This window comes from Bradyrhizobium sp. F1.13.3 (genome assembly GCF_040548265.1).
Taxonomy (GTDB): Bacteria; Pseudomonadota; Alphaproteobacteria; order Rhizobiales; family Xanthobacteraceae; genus Bradyrhizobium.
Window position 1 is genome coordinate 456,092 of sequence record NZ_JBEPRI010000002.1, and the last position, 16,749, is coordinate 472,840.

The 16,749-nt window shown below is 62.5% G+C and carries 14 protein-coding genes; 3 read left to right on the forward strand and 11 right to left on the reverse strand.

The window, feature by feature from the left end; genetic code table 11:
- Positions 1-86 precede the first annotated feature (86 nt).
- The 6 genes from fmdA to urtA form a co-directional block, all read right to left on the reverse strand.
- Complete coding sequence (gene fmdA / locus ABIB66_RS06970) at positions 87-1,316, reverse strand: formamidase (protein WP_007598072.1); 1,230 nt, start codon at positions 1,314-1,316, stop codon at positions 87-89.
- 27 nt (positions 1,317-1,343) lie between these two features.
- Positions 1,344-2,033, reverse strand: coding sequence for an urea ABC transporter ATP-binding subunit UrtE (urtE, locus tag ABIB66_RS06975; RefSeq protein ID WP_354205958.1), 690 nt, complete (start codon positions 2,031-2,033; stop codon positions 1,344-1,346).
- 11 nt (positions 2,034-2,044) lie between these two features.
- The gene (gene urtD / locus ABIB66_RS06980) at positions 2,045-2,800 is read right to left on the reverse strand and encodes an urea ABC transporter ATP-binding protein UrtD (RefSeq protein ID WP_275168550.1); all 756 of its coding nucleotides are present in this window, start codon (positions 2,798-2,800) and stop codon (positions 2,045-2,047) included.
- 118 nt (positions 2,801-2,918) lie between these two features.
- Positions 2,919-4,058 (reverse strand): urea ABC transporter permease subunit UrtC, encoded by a 1,140-nt coding sequence (gene urtC, locus ABIB66_RS06985; protein WP_275168551.1) that lies wholly within the window; start codon positions 4,056-4,058, stop codon positions 2,919-2,921.
- Positions 4,059-4,075: 17 nt separating this feature from the next.
- Positions 4,076-5,002, reverse strand: a complete 927-nt coding sequence (urtB, locus tag ABIB66_RS06990; protein ID WP_211395282.1) for an urea ABC transporter permease subunit UrtB — start codon at positions 5,000-5,002, stop codon at positions 4,076-4,078.
- 149 nt (positions 5,003-5,151) lie between these two features.
- A complete protein-coding gene (gene urtA, locus ABIB66_RS06995) occupies positions 5,152-6,411 on the reverse strand; it encodes an urea ABC transporter substrate-binding protein (RefSeq protein ID WP_007615926.1) in 1,260 nt (419 codons plus the stop codon).
- A 173-nt stretch (positions 6,412-6,584) separates the two neighbouring features.
- On the opposite strand from urtA, the gene ABIB66_RS07000 reads away from it, so the two are divergent.
- Positions 6,585-9,956 carry a hybrid sensor histidine kinase/response regulator gene (locus tag ABIB66_RS07000; protein ID WP_275168552.1) on the forward strand — a complete coding sequence of 1,124 codons (3,372 nt, stop codon included), beginning with the start codon at positions 6,585-6,587 and terminating at the stop codon, positions 9,954-9,956.
- Positions 9,940-10,869 carry a response regulator gene (locus ABIB66_RS07005; protein WP_275168553.1) on the forward strand — a complete coding sequence of 310 codons (930 nt, stop codon included), beginning with the start codon at positions 9,940-9,942 and terminating at the stop codon, positions 10,867-10,869. Before ABIB66_RS07000 ends, ABIB66_RS07005 begins: the two co-directional genes overlap by 17 nt.
- 185 nt (positions 10,870-11,054) lie before the next feature.
- Here the strand turns inward: ABIB66_RS07005 and ABIB66_RS07010 are convergent, their stop codons facing one another.
- Together ABIB66_RS07010 and ABIB66_RS07015 are read right to left on the reverse strand one after the other, a co-directional pair.
- Positions 11,055-12,557 carry a flavin-containing monooxygenase gene (locus tag ABIB66_RS07010; protein WP_275168554.1) on the reverse strand — a complete coding sequence of 501 codons (1,503 nt, stop codon included), beginning with the start codon at positions 12,555-12,557 and terminating at the stop codon, positions 11,055-11,057.
- Between the two features lie 125 nt (positions 12,558-12,682).
- Positions 12,683-13,441, reverse strand: coding sequence for a S1 family peptidase (locus ABIB66_RS07015; RefSeq protein ID WP_275168555.1), 759 nt, complete (start codon positions 13,439-13,441; stop codon positions 12,683-12,685).
- 111 nt (positions 13,442-13,552) lie between these two features.
- On the opposite strand from ABIB66_RS07015, the gene ABIB66_RS07020 reads away from it, so the two are divergent.
- Positions 13,553-14,188, forward strand: coding sequence for an HAD-IA family hydrolase (locus tag ABIB66_RS07020; RefSeq protein ID WP_354205950.1), 636 nt, complete (start codon positions 13,553-13,555; stop codon positions 14,186-14,188).
- Between the two features lie 120 nt (positions 14,189-14,308).
- On the opposite strand, the gene mtnA is transcribed toward ABIB66_RS07020, so the two are convergent.
- From mtnA to ABIB66_RS07035, 3 genes are all read right to left on the reverse strand, one after another.
- Positions 14,309-15,418 (reverse strand): S-methyl-5-thioribose-1-phosphate isomerase, encoded by a 1,110-nt coding sequence (gene mtnA, locus ABIB66_RS07025; protein ID WP_275168558.1) that lies wholly within the window; start codon positions 15,416-15,418, stop codon positions 14,309-14,311.
- Between the two features lie 18 nt (positions 15,419-15,436).
- Positions 15,437-16,312: an S-methyl-5'-thioadenosine phosphorylase gene (locus ABIB66_RS07030; protein ID WP_275168560.1), complete on the reverse strand. Its 876-nt coding sequence runs from the start codon at positions 16,310-16,312 to the stop codon at positions 15,437-15,439.
- A gap of 122 nt (positions 16,313-16,434) precedes the next feature.
- Positions 16,435-16,707 carry a phosphopantetheine-binding protein gene (locus ABIB66_RS07035; protein WP_275168561.1) on the reverse strand — a complete coding sequence of 91 codons (273 nt, stop codon included), beginning with the start codon at positions 16,705-16,707 and terminating at the stop codon, positions 16,435-16,437.
- Positions 16,708-16,749 lie beyond the last annotated feature (42 nt).

A 16,749-nucleotide genomic window follows, 5' to 3' on the forward strand; every position in this document is an offset into this window, starting at 1 on the left:
TCCCTACGCTGTTGCCTGTAAGAGAAACCATTCCGCGGCGGATGCGGGGCGGCAGATACGCCGTCCCGCATCCCGTCGCGCAGGGATTACTTGTCCGGCGAGATCGGCATCTGGATATCGCCCTTGATGTGCTTGATCGGACCTGCCGAGGACGGCATCACGTCGAAGTCGAAGATCTCCGTCGGCAGCCATAGCGTGGCGCAGGCGTTGGGCACGTCGACGACGCCTGAGATGTGACCCTGAACCGGTGCGGTGCCAAGGATCGAATAGGCCTGGGCGCCGGAGTAGCCGAACTTCTTCAGATATTCGATCGCATTCAGGCAAGCTTGGCGATAGGCAATGGTGACGTCGAGATAGTGCTGCTTACCGGCTTCGTCGACCGAGATGCCTTCGAAGATCAGATAGTCCTTGTAGTTCGGCGTGATCGGCGATGGCTTGAAGATCGGATTCTTGACACCGTACTTCGCCATGCCGTCCTTGATAACTTCGACCTTCAGATGCAGCCAGCCGGCCATCTCGATCGCGCCGCAGAAGGTGATCTCGCCGTCGCCCTGGCTGAAGTGGAGATCGCCCATCGAGAGACCGGCACCGGGCACGTAGACCGGGAAGTAGATCTTCGAGCCGCGCGAAAGATCCTTGATGTCGCAATTGCCGCCATGCTCCCGCGGCGGCACTGTGCGCGCGCCCTCAGCACCGATCTTGTCCTTGACCTCGCCCTTGGCGCGGCCGCCATGAGCGGTCGGCGCGAACGGCGGATTGGCAAGGCCGGGCACGCGGGTCGGATTGGTCGCGATCAGCTCGGCCTCGCGCTTGTTCCAGGTGTCCAACATCTTCGGATCGGGGAGACAGCCGATCAGGCCGGGATGGATCAGGCCGGCGAAATTGACGCCCGGAATATGCCGCGACGAGGTGTAGAGGCCCTTGATGTCCCAGATCGACTTCTGCGCCAGCGGGAAATGATCGGTGAGGAAGCCGCCGCCGTTCTGTTTGGAGAAGAAGCCGTTGAAGCCCCACATGCTCTCCTTCATCGGACCGACATCGAGCAGGTCGACGACGAGGAGGTCGCCTGGCTCGGCGCCCTTGACCCCGATCGGGCCGGAGAGGAAGTGCACGATCGACAGATCGATGTCGCGGACGTCGTCGGCGGAATCGTTGTTCTTGATGAAACCGCCGGTCCAGTCATAAGTCTCGATGATGAAATCGTCGCCAGGATTGACCCAGGCTACGATCGGAATGTCGGGGTGCCAGCGATTATGCACCATGTCATTTTCATAGGCCGACTTGGTGAGATCGACCTTGATCAGTGTCTCTGGCATCGAGAAGCTCCCCTTTTACACGGTTGGTTAGACGGACAGATATTTCGAGACCTGCGCGGCATCGACGGCGTCGCGCGGGTCGTCGCGGACGATCTCACCGTTCTCGATCACCAGCACACGGTCGGCGATATCGAGCGCGAAGCTCAGGACCTGCTCGGACACGACGATCGAAAGCCCCTTCTCGTCGCGGATGCGCTTGAGCGTGCGCGCCATCTCCTTGATGATCGACGGCTGGATGCCTTCGGTCGGCTCGTCCAGCAGCAGCACTTTTGGTTTTGTCGCCAGCGCGCGAGCGATCGCGAGTTGTTGCTGTTGACCGCCGGAGAGATTGCCGCCGCGGCGGTCCTTCATCTCCAGCAGCACCGGAAACAGTTCGTAGATGTCACCGGGCACCTCGGTTCCGCCGGAGACCACGAGGCCGGTCTCGATGTTCTCCTTCACCGTCATGGTGGAGAAGATCATGCGGCCTTGCGGCACATAGGCGAGGCCCTTGGCGACGCGCGCGTAGCTCGGCAAGGCACCGAGCTCGGCGCCATCCATGGTCACCGAGCCGCTCTTGGCCGGCAGGATGCCCATCAGCGATTTCATCAGCGTGGTCTTGCCCATGCCGTTGCGGCCCATGATCGCCACGATCTCGCTGGGCGCGACCTTGACGTTGAGCCCGTGCAGCACCTCGCTCTGGCCATAGGCGACGTGAAGATCGGAAATTGCCAGCATCAGCGTGCTCCTCAATGACCCAAGTAAACTTCAATGACCTTGGGGTCGTTCTTCACCTTCTCCATGGTCCCTTCCGAGAGGATCTGCCCCTGGTGAAGCACGGTCACCTTGTGCGCGATGTCCTCGACGAACTTCATGTCGTGCTCGATCACCAGCACCGAGCGGTTCTTGATGATGCGGTTGAGCAGCTCGGCCGTCTTGGCACGCTCGGAGACGCTCATGCCGGCGACGGGCTCGTCGAGCATCAAGAGGTCGGGGTCCTGGATCAGCAGCATGCCGATCTCGAGCCATTGCTTCTGGCCGTGGCTAAGCTCGGAGGCATAGGTGTTGAGCTTGTCCTTGAGGAAGATCATCTCGGCGACCTCCTCGACGCGTGACTTCACCGGCTGGTCACGCTGGAAAGTGAGTGAGCCGAATACGGTACGGCCGCGCGGAAACGAGATCTCGAGATTCTCGAACACGGTGAGGTCTTCGAACACCGACGGCGTCTGGAACTTGCGGCCGACGCCGGCCTTGACGATCTCGTTCTCCTTGAGCTTGGTCAGCTCGGTACCGCGAAACTGGATCGAGCCTTCGGTCGCCTTGGTCTTGCCGCAGATCAGGTCGAGCACCGTGGTCTTGCCGGCCCCATTGGGGCCGATGATGACGCGGATCTCGTTCTCCTCGATGTAAAACGAGAGATCGTTGACTGCCTTGAAGCCGTCGAAGGAAACCGTCAGCCCGGAGACCGCGAGCAGGAATTCCTTGGGCTGATGACCGACGAGCATGATCTATCTCCTCACTGCCAGCATGGCATCGGCATCGTGATGACCGACGAGCATGATCTATCTCCTCACTGCCAGCGTGGCATCGGCATGGTGATGACCGACGAGCATGATGGTCTCCTCACTCTGCGGGTGCGCCGTCGGCAACCGAATTGTCGCTCCAGCCCGGCTTCTTGCGCGAGGCGAACAGGCGATCGATGCGCGGCTGCACATAGTCGGCCCAGAGCCCCGACAGGCCGTTCGGGAAAGCAAGCACGACCGCGATGAACAGCGCGCCGAGACCGAACAGCCAGAGTTGCGGGAAGGACTCCGAAAGGCTGGTCTTGGCGAAGTTCACCAGAATGGCGCCCCATATCGCGCCAAAGATCGACATCCGTCCGCCGACCGCGGTGTAGATCACCATCTCGATCGACGGCACGATGCCGACAAAGGACGGCGACATGAAACCGACATTGAGCGCGAACATGGCCCCGCCGATCGCGGCGAAGACCGCGGCCATACAGAACGCAAAGATCTTGAAATTGGCGACGCTGTAGCCGGAGAAGCGGACGCGATCCTCCTGTTCGCGCATCGCCACCAGGATGCGGCCGAGCTTGGTCAGGCGGATGAACTGCGCGATGCCGATGCAGGCGAACAGCAGCACTACCTCGACGAAGTACAGGATGACCTTGGCGTGGTCGGGCCGGATGTCCCAACCCTTGAGGGTGCGCAGGTCGGTCATGCCGTTGATGCCACCGGTGTAGCCCTGCTGACCGACGATCAGGATGGTCAGGATGGCCGCGACGGCCTGGGTGATGATCGCGAAATAGGTGCCGCCGACGCGGCGCTTGAACATCGCGGTGCCGATGATCAGCGCGAAGATGCCGGGAACCAGGATGATGGCGAGGATGGTGAAGGTGAGACTGTGAAACGGCTGCCAGAACAGCGGCAGTGACGTGATCTGATTCCAGTCCATGAAATCCGGGATGCCCGGCGTCGACTGGATTTTCGTGTTCTCGACGCTGGAGGCTTCCAGCTTGAGGAACATCGCCATGCAATAGCCGCCGAGGCCGAAAAACACGCCCTGCCCCAGACTGAGAATGCCGCCGTAGCCCCAGCACAGCACCAGACCGAGCGCGACGAAGGCGTAGGTCAGATACTTCGCGACCAAGTTGAGACGGAACACATCCAGTGAGAGCGGCAGGATCACGAACAGCACGGCGGCCAGCACGAGGAAGCCCATGAGCTCGGATCGATTGAAGAAGCGTGAGTTGATGACCATGACTTGCCTGCTTCTTGTTATTTGCGAACCTTGAGGGCGAAGAGACCCTGCGGCCGCAGCATCAGGATTCCGACAACGGCAAGCAGCGTCAGCACCTTGGCCATCGAGCCCGACAGGAAGAACTCGAGGGTGGATTGGGTCTGCGAGATCGAGAAGGCCGATGCGATGGTGCCGAGCAGGCTTGCCGCGCCGCCGAACACGACCACCAGGAACGTATCGACGATGTAGAGCTGTCCGGAAGTCGGCCCGGTCGAGCCGATCATGGTGAAGGCACTCCCGGCGACACCGGCAATGCCGCAGCCGAGGCCGAACGTGTAGCGATCCACCTTTTCGGTGTTGATACCGACGGCACCGGCCATGATGCGGTTCTGCACGACGGCGCGCACCTGGCGACCCCAGCGCGACTTGTACATCACGTAGGCGACGCCGACGGTGATCAAGACGGTGAGGCACATCACGAAGACGCCGTTGATCGGCACTTCGATGCTGTCGGTCACGTGCAGCGAGCCGAGCATCCATTGCGGCAGCTCGACGCCGACCTCGCGCGCGCCGAACACGGAGCGATAGGCCTGTTGCAGCATCAGGCTGAGGCCCCAGGTCGCAAGCAGCGTGTCGAGCGGGCGCTTGTAGAGATGCCGTATCAGCACCCATTCCACCAGCATCCCCAGCGCACCGGACGCGACAAAGGCCAGGATCATCGCGAGGAAGAAGTAGCCGCTGAACAAGCTCGGCAAATAGGATTGGAAGAAATTCGAGGTCATCCAGGTGACGTAGGCCCCAAGGATCATGAACTCGCCATGGGCCATGTTGATAACGCCCATCTGGCCGAAGATGATCGCAAGACCGAGCGCCATCAGGACGTAGACGGAGAACAGGATCAGTCCTGCAAAGCCCTGCATGACGAAGATGGAGCCAAGGTCACCAAGCGAGTAGTCGCCGAACATCGATGTCCTCCATCGGGGGATAGGGTCCCGCGTCGCGAGCAGGTTCGCGACGCGGGGGTCTTGGGCGTGGATTTGCGGTCCACGCCAGGGAGAGGTTTGCCTGAAAGGGAAACGGCGGCGAACGCCGTGACTGACTGGTGGCTCTCGTCTTACTGGTAGCCCTTGGGGAACGGATCCGGCTCGACCAGATCGGCGGTCTCGTAGATCAGTTCGAACTGGCCATCGAGCTTGGCGCGTCCCACCCGGGTCTTCGACCAGAGGTGATGATTTTCGTGGATGCGCACATAGCCTTCCGGAGCGCCCTTGAACTCGATGCCCGGCGACGCCGCCGCGATCTTGTCGATGTCGAAGGAGCCCGCCTTCTCCACCGTCAACTTCCACAGCCACGGGCCAAGATAGGCAGCCTGGGTGACGTCTCCGATCACGGTCTTCTCGCCCCACATCTTCTTGAACGCCGGGACGAAGCTCTTGTTGTTCGGATTGTCGAGCGACTGGAAGTACTTCATGCAGGCATAGGCGCCCGCGATGTTCTCGCCGCCGATGCCATCGATTTCGTCTTCGGTCACCGAGATCGTCAGCAGCGCCTGCTTGGAGAGGTCGATGCCGGCCGCCTTGAGCTGCTTGTAGAATGCGACGTTCGAGCCGCCGACGACGTCGGTGAAGATCACGTCGGGCTTGGTCAGCTTGATCTTGTTGATGACCGAATTGAACTGCGTATTGCCGAGCGGATAATATTCTTCGCCGACGACCTTGCCCTTCAGCACGTTCTCGACGTGCTTGCGCGCGATCTTGTTCGAGGTGCGCGGCCAGATGTAGTCGGACCCGATGAAGAAGAACGACTTCGCGCCCTTCTCCTTGGCGATCCAATTCAGGCCGGCGAGGATCTGCTGAGTGGCTTCCTGGCCGGTGTAGATCACGTTCTTCGACTGCTCGAGACCCTCATAGAAGGTCGGGTAATAGAGCATGCCGTTGTACTGCTCCATGACGGGCAGCACGGCCTTGCGGGACGCCGAGGTCCAGCAGCCCATGATCGCCGCGACCTTGTCGTTGACCAGCAGCTTCTTGGCCTTCTCGGCAAAGGTCGGCCAATCGCTGGCGCCGTCCTCCTGGATGAACTTGATCTTGCGCCCGAGCACGCCGCCCATGGCATTGATCTGCTCGATGGCGAGCTTTTCGGCTTCAATCGAGCCGGTCTCGGAGATGGCCATGGTGCCGGTCGCCGAATGCAGGATGCCGACCGTCACCTCGGTGTCGGTGACCGCGAGGCCCGTGGTATTGACCGCCGAGGTCGCCGGGGCCTGCGCAAAGGATGCTCGCGGCAGCATGGTGATGGCCGGGACGGCCGCCATTCCCATCAATAATTTGCGCCGGAGCGGCGATAACAGGCCCTTGTTCGCTTCGTCTGACATGAGCACCCCACTGTTGTTCGAGGACACGCGATTGGTGCCGTGAGGATGGCTCGAATTTGTGCACTGCAAGCATACGCAAGATCGCGTATACTGCACCGCAAAATGACGACGTAGGCTTTTGGTACGGGTTTTGCGAGGGGTCCGGTAAGTTCGGGAGTGGGAGTGGGGCTTAAGTGGCAGGGCGGCAGCGAATAGATCGCGTCAGGCGCCAGTACAACCAATGGGTCGCCAACCAGACGCTGGAAGACTACGCGCTGCGCTTCACCGCCAAGAGCGCGCGCCGTTGGTCCGCCGCTCGCGTAGCCAACACTGCACTCGGCGCCATCTCCTTTCTGGCGCTGGAGGCGATCGGCGGCACAATCACCCTGAACTACGGCGTCACAAACGCCACCGCAGCGATCCTCGTCGTCTCCACCATCATCTTCTGCTGCGGCGTTCCGATTGCCTATTATGCCGCCAAATGCGGCATCGACATTGACCTGCTCACCCGCGGCGCCGGCTTCGGCTATATCGGCTCGACCGTCACCTCGCTGATCTACGCCTCCTTCACCTTCATCTTCTTCGCGATCGAGGCGGTGATCCTGGCCACGGCGCTTGAGATGTGCTTCGGCATTCCCCGCCCGATCGGCTACCTCATCAGCGCGGTCGCGATCATCCCGCTTGTCACCTACGGCATCACGCTGATCAGCCGCTTCCAGCTTTGGACGCAGCCGATCTGGATCATCCTGCACATCCTGCCCTTTGCCGCGATCGCCTGGGCCAATCCTTACTCGTTCACGGAATGGCGCAAATTCGCCGGCGAGCACGGCGACCCCAGCGGACATTTCGATCTGCTGCTGTTCGGTGTCGCATCCTCCGTGGTGTTTTCGCTGGTGGCCCAGATCGGCGAACAGGTCGACTTCCTCAGGTTCCTGCCGCGCGACCGCCGCACCTCGCGAACGTCGTGGTGGACCGCCCTGCTGATCGCGGGCCCCGGCTGGATCATCTTCGGCGCGCTGAAACTGCTATTGGGCTCGTTTCTCGCCTTCTTCGCGCTGAGCCACGGTCTCTCCAGCGAGCTGGCCGCCGAGCCTGCGCACATGTATCTCGAAGCGTTTCGCTACGTGCTGTCGCAACCGGACATGGCCTTGGCACTCACCGGCGCGTTCGTGATCCTGTCGCAGCTCAAGATCAACGTCACCAACGCCTATGCAGGCTCAATCGCCTGGTCGAACTTCTTCTCGCGTCTGACGCATAGCCACCCCGGCCGGGTCGTCTGGCTGGTGTTCAACGTGATGGTGGCGCTGCTGCTGATGGAAATCGGCGTCTACAAGGCGCTGGAGCAGACGCTGGCGCTCTATTCCAATGTCGCGATCGCCTGGGTCGGCGCGCTGGTGTCCGATCTCGTGGTCAACAAGCCGCTCGGCCTGCGCCCGCCGCAGATGGAGTTCAAGCGCGCCCATCTCTACGACATCAATCCGGTCGGCGTCGGCGCGATGACGATCGCGACCATCGTCTCGATCGCGGCATTCTACGGCCTGTTCGGCTCGACCATGAAAGCGCTCGCGGCCTTTGTCGCGCTGACGGTCGCCTTCGTCACCGCACCCGTCATCGCCTGGCTCACCGACGGAAAATACTACATCGCGCGCAAGCCGAAGAGGAGCTGGGCCAATATCGAATCGATCCAGTGCTGCATCTGCGAGCACCATTTCGAGCCGGAGGACATGACTTCCTGTCCTGCCTATGCCGGCCCGATCTGCTCGCTATGCTGCTCGCTCGACGCGCGCTGCCATGATCTATGCAAACCGCATGCGCGCGCGCAGGTGCAATTCGCCGACGCGCTCGCCAGGATCTTGCCGCAGCCGATCTATCAGCGGATCAATTCGCAGTTCGGTCACTACATCGGTGTGTTCATGGTCTCGGCTGGCCTCGTCGCGCTGGTGTTGGGGCTGATCTACCTCCAGACCTCGGTCAGCGTGCCTGGCGAGAACATGCTCGTCTCCAACGTGCTCTGGAAGGTGTTCTTCTCACTCAGCATCATCATCGGCGTGGTGGCCTGGCTGTTCGTGCTGGCGCAGCAGAGCCGACGGGCCGCTGAGGCCGAGACCCGGCGCCAGACCACGCTGCTGATCCAGGAGATCGACGCGCACAAGCGCACCGACGCCGAGCTCCAGCGCGCCAAGGAAATCGCCGAATCCGCCAACCTCGCCAAGAGCCGCTACGTGGTGGGCCTGAGCCACGAGCTGCGCTCGCCGCTCAATGCGATCAGCGGCTATGCCCAACTCCTGGAGCAGGACACGACGCTCAGCACCAAGCCGCGCGACCAGGTCCGCGTCGTCCGCCGCAGTGCCGATCACCTCTCCGGCCTGATCGACGGCATTCTGGACATCTCCAAGATCGAGGCGGGGCGGCTGTACCTGTCGCGCGACGAGGTGCGCCTGAGCGAATTCCTCGACCAGCTCGTCGGCATGTTCCGCCTTCAAGCCGCGGCCAAGAGCATCGACTTCGTGTTCAGGCGGCCGGCGCATTTGCCGGTCGTGGTCTATGCCGACGAGAAGCGGCTGCGCCAGGTGCTGATCAATCTGCTGTCCAACGCGATCAAGTTCACCCAGGCCGGCAGTGTGCAGTTCGTGGTGCACTATCGCAGCCCGGTCGCCGAGTTCGAGGTGATCGACACCGGCCCCGGCATCCAGGGCGACGATCTCGAACGCATCTTCGCACCTTTCGAACGCGGCGCGCTCGGTGTCTCGCAGCCGCAGACCGGGACCGGGCTGGGCCTGACCATCAGCCGGCTGCTCGCCGGCGTCATGGGCGGCGACATCAAGGTCTCGAGCACGGTCGGCAGCGGCAGCACGTTCAAGGTCAAGATGCTGCTCTCGGAAGTCACCAATCCGCAGCGCATTGCGCCGGTGGAGGCCCCGATCTCCGGCTATCACGGCACGCGCAAGACCATCCTCATTACCGACGACGATCCCGTGCATCGCGACCTCCTGCGCGAGGTGTTGACACCACTCGGCTTCATCCTGCTCAGCGCGCCGGACGGACCTGGCTGCCTGGCGCTGGCCCAGCACTGCCGGCCCGATCTGTTTTTGCTCGATATCTCCATGCCTGGTATGGATGGCTGGACGGTCGCAGAGACGTTGCGCGCGAACGGCCACCATCAGGCGCGCATCCTGATGGTGTCCGCCAGCGCGCTCGAGGCCCACGGCGCACCGCTGGCGCAGCCTTTCCACGACGGCTATCTGATGAAGCCGATCGACATTCCCAGGCTTTTGGAAGGCATCCGCCAGCTTCTCAAGATCGAATGGCAATACGGCTCGGACGAGATCGCCGTGCCGCTATGGCGGCCGGAGAGCGGCTCGCGGCCGCCTGTACGACACATCGAGGCGCTGATCGGGCTCGGTCAGATCGGCTACGTCAAGGCTATCCAGTTGAAGCTGGACGAGATCGGCAGTGAGCACCCCGAACATGCCGACTTCGTCGCGGAAATGCGGTCGCTGATCGACCGCTTCGATCTCGACCAGTACATGGCCACATTGAAGACGTTGCATGCGTATGAGCACTGAGTCGAAAAAGCGCGACGTCGCGCTCGTTGTCGACGACTCCCCGGAGACGCTGCGGCTGCTCACCGACGCGCTCGACAGCGCCGGGATGACGGTAATGGTGGCGCTCGACGGCGCGGCCGCAATGCGCATCGTCGACCAGATCACGCCTGACATCGTGCTGCTCGACGCGGTGATGCCTGGCATGGACGGGTTCGAGACCTGCCGCCGCCTCAAGCGCGATGCGGGCCTTGCCAATGTCCCGGTGATATTCATGACGGGGCTCGCCGAGACCGAGCACATCGTGCGCGGGCTGGAGGCCGGCGGCGTCGACTACGTGACCAAGCCGATCGTGATCGAGGAGATGCTGGCGCGCATCCGCGTTCATCTCGGCAATGCGCGGCTGACGCAAAGCGCACGCGCCGCGCTTGACGTCTCCGGCCGATTCCTGTTCGCGGTCAACCGCCAGGGCAAATTGTTGTGGGCGACCCCGCAGGCGCAGAAGCTGCTGACGGACCACCACGGCGCGCAGGCCGACGACGACTTCGTCCTGCCAGTATCATTGCTGCAATGGCTGGAGCAGGCCAAGGGCAAGGGCAGCTCGAAATCTCAGGCGGCTTCCCTGCCCGACAATCCTCAGCTCCGGCTGTACTACATGGGCGAGACCGCGCCGAACGAGTTTCTGCTTCGGCTGTCCAGGGAGTCCGGCACCGCGCCGCCACCCGAATTCACCAGCGAGCTCGGCCTCACCACCCGCGAAGGCGAGGTGCTGGCCTGGCTCAGCAAGGGCAAGACCAACCGCGACATCGCGCAGATTTTGGGCTTGAGCCCGCGCACGGTCGACAAGCATCTCGAGCAGATCTACTCCAAGCTCGGGGTCGAGAACCGGACTGCGGCGGCGGCGATTGCAACGAATGCGACAAGAAGGAATTCCTGACGCCTCCACCGCCGTCGTCCTGGACAAGCGCAGCGAAGCGGAGCGCCGATCCAGGACCCATTACCACAGTACGTGGTTTGGCGACGATTCTTTATGACAAGCTCGCGCCGCAACTTCTCCCTGGGGTAATGGGTCCTGGCTTTCGCCAGGACGACGGAGAAGCTTGTAGCGACACCTGCCTCTCCTCACCCGTACACAAACTCCCCGCCATCCAGATCCGTCTTCGGGATCTCGTCCTTTTCGGTCCAGTAATCCTGGCTGTGCTGCCATTCCGGCTTGTCCCCGCGCTTGGGCAGCAGGTCCATGTTGCGCATCATGTAGCCGGGGTTGAAGTTTTCCGGATCGATCCAGGGCAGGATCGGCATGTTGTGGTCTTCGGCGCGTAACTTGACCTCGACCTTCTTCTTGCCTTTGGCCTTCATGTGACCGAGCAGGCGGCAGACGAAGTCGGCGACGAGGTCGACGCGCAGCGTCCAGCTGGCGCGGAAATAGCCGAACACCCAGACCATGTTCGGCACGCCCGTGAACATCATGCCGCGATAGGTGACGGTGTCGCCGAAGTCGAGCGGCTTGCCGTCGACCTCGAAGGCGATGTCGCCGAGCGCCGCGAGATTGAATCCGGTTGCGGTGACGATGATGTCGGCTTCGAGCAGCTTGCCGGATTTGAGCTGGATGCCGTTCTCGACGAAACACTCGATCTCGTCGGTGACGACGGACGCCTTGCCACTTGCGATGCCCTTGAACAGATCGGCATCGGGCACGAAGGCGATGCGCTGCCGCCACGGCCGATAGCTCGGAGTAAAATGGGTGTCGACATCGTACTCCGGACCGAGCACCGCGCTGATCTGGCCGATCAGCTCCTTCTTCACCTGCTCGGGCTTGGAGATGCAGAGTTTCGTGAAGGCGTCCTGCTCGAACAGGATCTTGCGGCGGACTATCTCGTGGATCCAGGCCTCGTCGACCTGCAGCCGGCGCAGCTCCTCCGCGATCTCGATGGCGTTGCGCCCGAGACGGAAATAGGTCGGCGAACGCTGCAGCATCGTGACATGCGCGCATTTGTCGGCGATGTTCGGCACCAGCGTCGCCGCCGTCGCGCCGGAGCCGATCACGACGACCTTCTTGTTCGCGAGGTCGATATCATCAGGCCAGGTCTGCGGATGAACGATGCGGCCCTTGAAGCGATCCGTACCCTTCCATTCCGGCGTATAGCCTTCCGAATGGCGGTAATAGCCCTGGCACATCCAGAGAAAATTCGCGGTGAAGGTCTTTGGCTCGCCAGTGTCGGTCGTCACCGCCTCGATGGTCCAGAGGTTCTGCTCGCTCGACCAGCTCGCGGAATTGATCTTGTGCTTGTAGCGGATATGTCGCGCGATATCGTTTTCATCGATCACCTCGTTCATATAGGCGAGGATTTCGTCGGCGGTCGCGATCGGCGGCCCGACCCAGGGCTTGAAGCTATAACCGAAGGTGTGGAGATCGCTGTCGGAGCGGATGCCGGGATAGCGATGCGTGGTCCACGTGCCGCCGAACGTCGCCTGCGTTTCCAGGATGACGAAGCTCGCATCCGGAAGCTGCCTGGTCATGTGATAGGCGCTACCGATGCCCGAGATACCGGCGCCGACGATCAGCACGTCGAAATGTTCAGAAGCCTGTTTGGCCGTGGCGTGACTGCGAACAGCGACATTCATTGTTGCTTCTATGCCTTGCTTGTTTTTGTGGCCGCCCTTGATTGGGCGGCGCGTTTCCTCCGCGACGGACGTGGTTGCCCATCGCGCTTCCGCTTCAAGATGACATAGATCAGGACGCGGTCAAATCACAGCGCCGCACCCCAGCTCCGCGCGGTCTGCAAGATCCAGTCGCGATAGAGCGTGAGCGGCGTGACACCGGTCAGCCCGCCGCAGCCGGCGGCTCCGTTCGGCCCCGTGGACCAACTGATGACGCCGACGAGCACGGATCCGGTCGCCTTGTCCTCGAACACGGGACCGCCGGAATCACCGGTGCAGGCGCCAATTCCGTCGCGAACACCGTTGGTTACGGGGTCGACCAGCCGGATCTGGAGCGTGCCGGGCTGCCCCGTCGCGACGAGGCCGGCAACACGCGTCGCGCCGCCACTCTTGCCGTCGCCACGCACTGTGACGCCGATACCGGCGATGACGAAGCGGCTGCCGACCTGGATCGGTATATTCGGCGTCCCGACCGGCACCGTCGATTTTCCCTTGAGTGGAATTTCCAGTTGCAGCAGCGCCAAGTCGGCGGTAGCGCGATGCGCCTGCATTGCCTGCATGTTGAAATTCGGATGGATCGCGACGGTGCGGACGTTCAGCAATTGCGGCTGCCCGTCGGTGCCGCGATCGACGATCTTGTAGTCCGCGCCTGGCTGCACGCAGTGGGCAACGGTGAGCACAAGCTTTGGCGCAACCAGGGTGCCGGTACAGAAATTGCCGCGGGAGCCGACGATGGTGACGACGGCGCGCGCGACACCATCGGCCTGCGGCGTGCCGCCACCAACGATGGCATAGGCGGGCGTGGCGAGCAGCAGCGCGGATGTAATGAGGGTTACGAGCTTTTTCATGGGAACACGCTTCGGTGTCGGCATCGTTGACGGCGGTGGGATTGCTTCGGACTGGCCCTTGCCGATAGCGCATGCTAGCGCTCTTGGAAAGGAACAGACGAGGGCGGGATCTTGACGATCGAGGCTGTGATCTTTGATTTTGGTGGCGTGCTGACGAGTTCGCCGTTCGAAGCGTTCACGCGGTTCGAGACAGAGCGTGGCCTGCCCATCGACATCATCCGGCGCACCAACGCCGCCAATCATCTGGAAAATGCCTGGGCCAAGTTCGATCGCGCCGAGGTCGATATCGACACGTTCGATCATTTGTTCGCGACGGAGTCGCTGGCGCTCGGCGCGGAGGTGCGCGGCCGCGATGTGCTGCCGTTGCTCCAGGGCGATCTGCGCCCCGAGATGGTCGAAGCGCTGAAGCGCATCAAGGCGCAATTCAAGACCGGCTGCATTACCAACAATCTGCCGGCCAATGCGATCGGCAGCATGACCGGGCGCTCACTTTATGTCGCCGAGGTGATGGTGCTGTTCGACCATGTCATCGAGTCCGCCAAGATCGGCCTGCGCAAGCCCGACCCGCGCATTTATCAGCTGATGGTCGAGACGCTGAAGGTCGATCCGAACAATTGCGTCTATCTCGACGATCTCGGCGTCAATCTGAAGCCGGCACGCGAGATGGGCATGACGACGATCAAGGTGACCAGCGGCGCCCAGGCGATCGCCGAGCTCCAGGCCGCGACGGGATTGAAGCTGAGCTAGAGCATCATTCTCCGTCATTGCGAGCGCAGCGAAGCAATCCAGACTGCCGCCGCGGAACGATTCTGGATTGCTTCGCTGCGGTCGCAATGACGACTGTGGCGAGCTATCGCCGAACCAGACCTACTCGGCCGCGGCGGCGATCCGTTCCGGAAACGCGGCGGCAAGTGAAGCACGATCGGGCTTCAATACGCCGCGCTCAGTGATGAGGCCGGTGACGAGCCGCGCCGGGGTGACGTCGAAGGCATAGTTCGCGACCGGCGAGCCCTCCGGCACGATGCGCACCGTCTCAAGTCTTCCGTCCGCGGTGCGGCCGGTCATATCGGTGACTTCCGTGCCGCTGCGCTGCTCGATCGGGATGTCGCGGATGCCGTCATCGACGGCGAAATCGATCGTCGGCGACGGCAGCGCGACATAGAACGGCACGCCGTTATCATGCGCGGCCAGAGCCTTCAAATATGTACCGATCTTGTTGCAGACGTCACCGTTGGCGGCAACGCGATCGGTGCCGACGATGGCGAGATCGACCATGCCGTGCTGCATCAGATGCCCGCCGGTGTTGTCGGGAATCACGGTATGCGCCACGCCGTGATGGCCGAGCTCCCAGGCCGTGAGCGAGGCGCCCTGGTTGCGCGGACGCGTCTCGTCGACCCAGACATGGATCTTGATGCCGCGCTCATGCGCGAGATAGATTGGCGCCGTCGCCGTGCCCCAGTCGACGGTCGCGAGCCATCCGGCATTGCAATGGGTCAGCAAATTGACGGTCTCGCCCGGCTTCTTCTTTGCGACGATCGCCTCGATGAGTTTCAGGCCGTTGCCGGCGATGCCACGGTTGATCTCGACGTCCTGCTCGACGATCTCGTCGGCGCGCGCATAGGCAGCTTCGGCGCGCTCCAGCGGATCGATCGGCGCGAGGCTCGCGCGCATCTCGTCCAGCGCCCATTTCAGATTGATCGCGGTCGGCCGCGCCACTACGAGCGTGTCGTAGGCACGCTTCAGGCCGGCGTCGGAGGCGTCCTCGCGCATCGCGAGCGCCATGCCGTAAGCTGCGGTCGCGCCGATCAGCGGCGCACCGCGCACCAGCATGTCGCGGATGGCGAGGGCCGCGTCCTCGCATGAGGTCAGCTTCGCAACAATGAACTCATGCGGCAGCCGGCGCTGGTCGATCGCTCCGACCGACCAGCCGTCGCGCTCACGCCAGATGCTGCGAAAATGCTTGCCGTCGACCTTCATGGCATTCTGCCTTTCGTATCACGTGCGCAGGATGCGCCCGGCCACCGCATCGAGCTTCTTCAAGAGCTCGGGATCGCGCGCCTCGGGCGCGGTGATCAGCGCGGTATCGAGCGCGCGGTCCGAGCCGATCGGGCACGGCTCATGCTCGCGCGGGAAGTCTTTCGCCAGCCGCGCCACCAGCGCTTTTGCCTTGTCGGCATTCGAGCTCAGAACGCGGATGATGTCCTGCACGGTGACGGCGTCGTGATCGGGATGCCAGCAATCGAAATCCGTCACCATCGCAACGGTGGCGTAGCAAAGTTCGGCCTCACGCGCGAGCTTCGCTTCGGGCATGTTGGTCATGCCGATCACGGAATAGCCCAGCGTCTTGTAGGTCGTGCTTTCCGCATAGGTCGAGAATTGCGGTCCCTCCATGCAGACATAGGTGCCGCCGCGCGCAAACGCGATGCCCTCGGCTTCGGCCGCCGTGGCAAGATGGATGCGCAGCCGCGGCGAGACCGGGTGCGCCATCGACACATGCGCGACGCATCCCCGGCCGAAGAACGAGCTCTCGCGCTTGTGGGTGCGATCGACGAACTGGTCGACGAGAACGAAGGTTCCCGGCGGCAGCTCCTCCCTGAACGAGCCACAGGCCGACAGCGAGATCAGGTCGGTGACGCCGGCGCGCTTGAGGACGTCGATATTGGCGCGATAATTGATGTCGGAGGGCGACAGCCGGTGGCCCTTGTCGTGGCGCGGCAGGAACACGATCGGCAGGCCGGCAATGGAGCCGCGCCGCAAGGGCGCCGACGACTCACCCCAGGGGCTGTTGATCACCTCTTCGCGAGCATCCTCCAGCCCCGGCAGATCGTAGATGCCGGAACCGCCGATGATGCCCAATACCGCCTGCGTCATGCTTGCTCCACCCCGTTCGCGCCTTGGCGATTCCGTGGAGAAGCTATGCCAGTTTTATGTGGGTTTTGGAACGGGTGATGGGGCGGAAGTGCCGTCAGGAGGACGCGCGCCAGCGCGCCTGACTAAGCCGCGGCCGCCGACTGCAGCTGAGCCGAGACCATGCGCTCCAGCGTCTCGACGGACTGGAAGTTCTCCGGTGTGATCTCGGCCTGGGGAATCGTGAAGTCGAACTCGGCTTCAACGCCGAGCATCAGATTGACCATGTCCATCGAGGTCAGGCCGACGTCAACGAGCTTGGCCTGCGACGTGACCTCGGCGGAGAGCGAGTTCTGCGCGAGGATGCCCTTCACCAGCTTGATGATGCGATTGCGCAAATCGGTATCGAAAGCCTGCATCGGTAAATTCCCATCTGTCGACAAAGGTCGGACCGGTTGCCG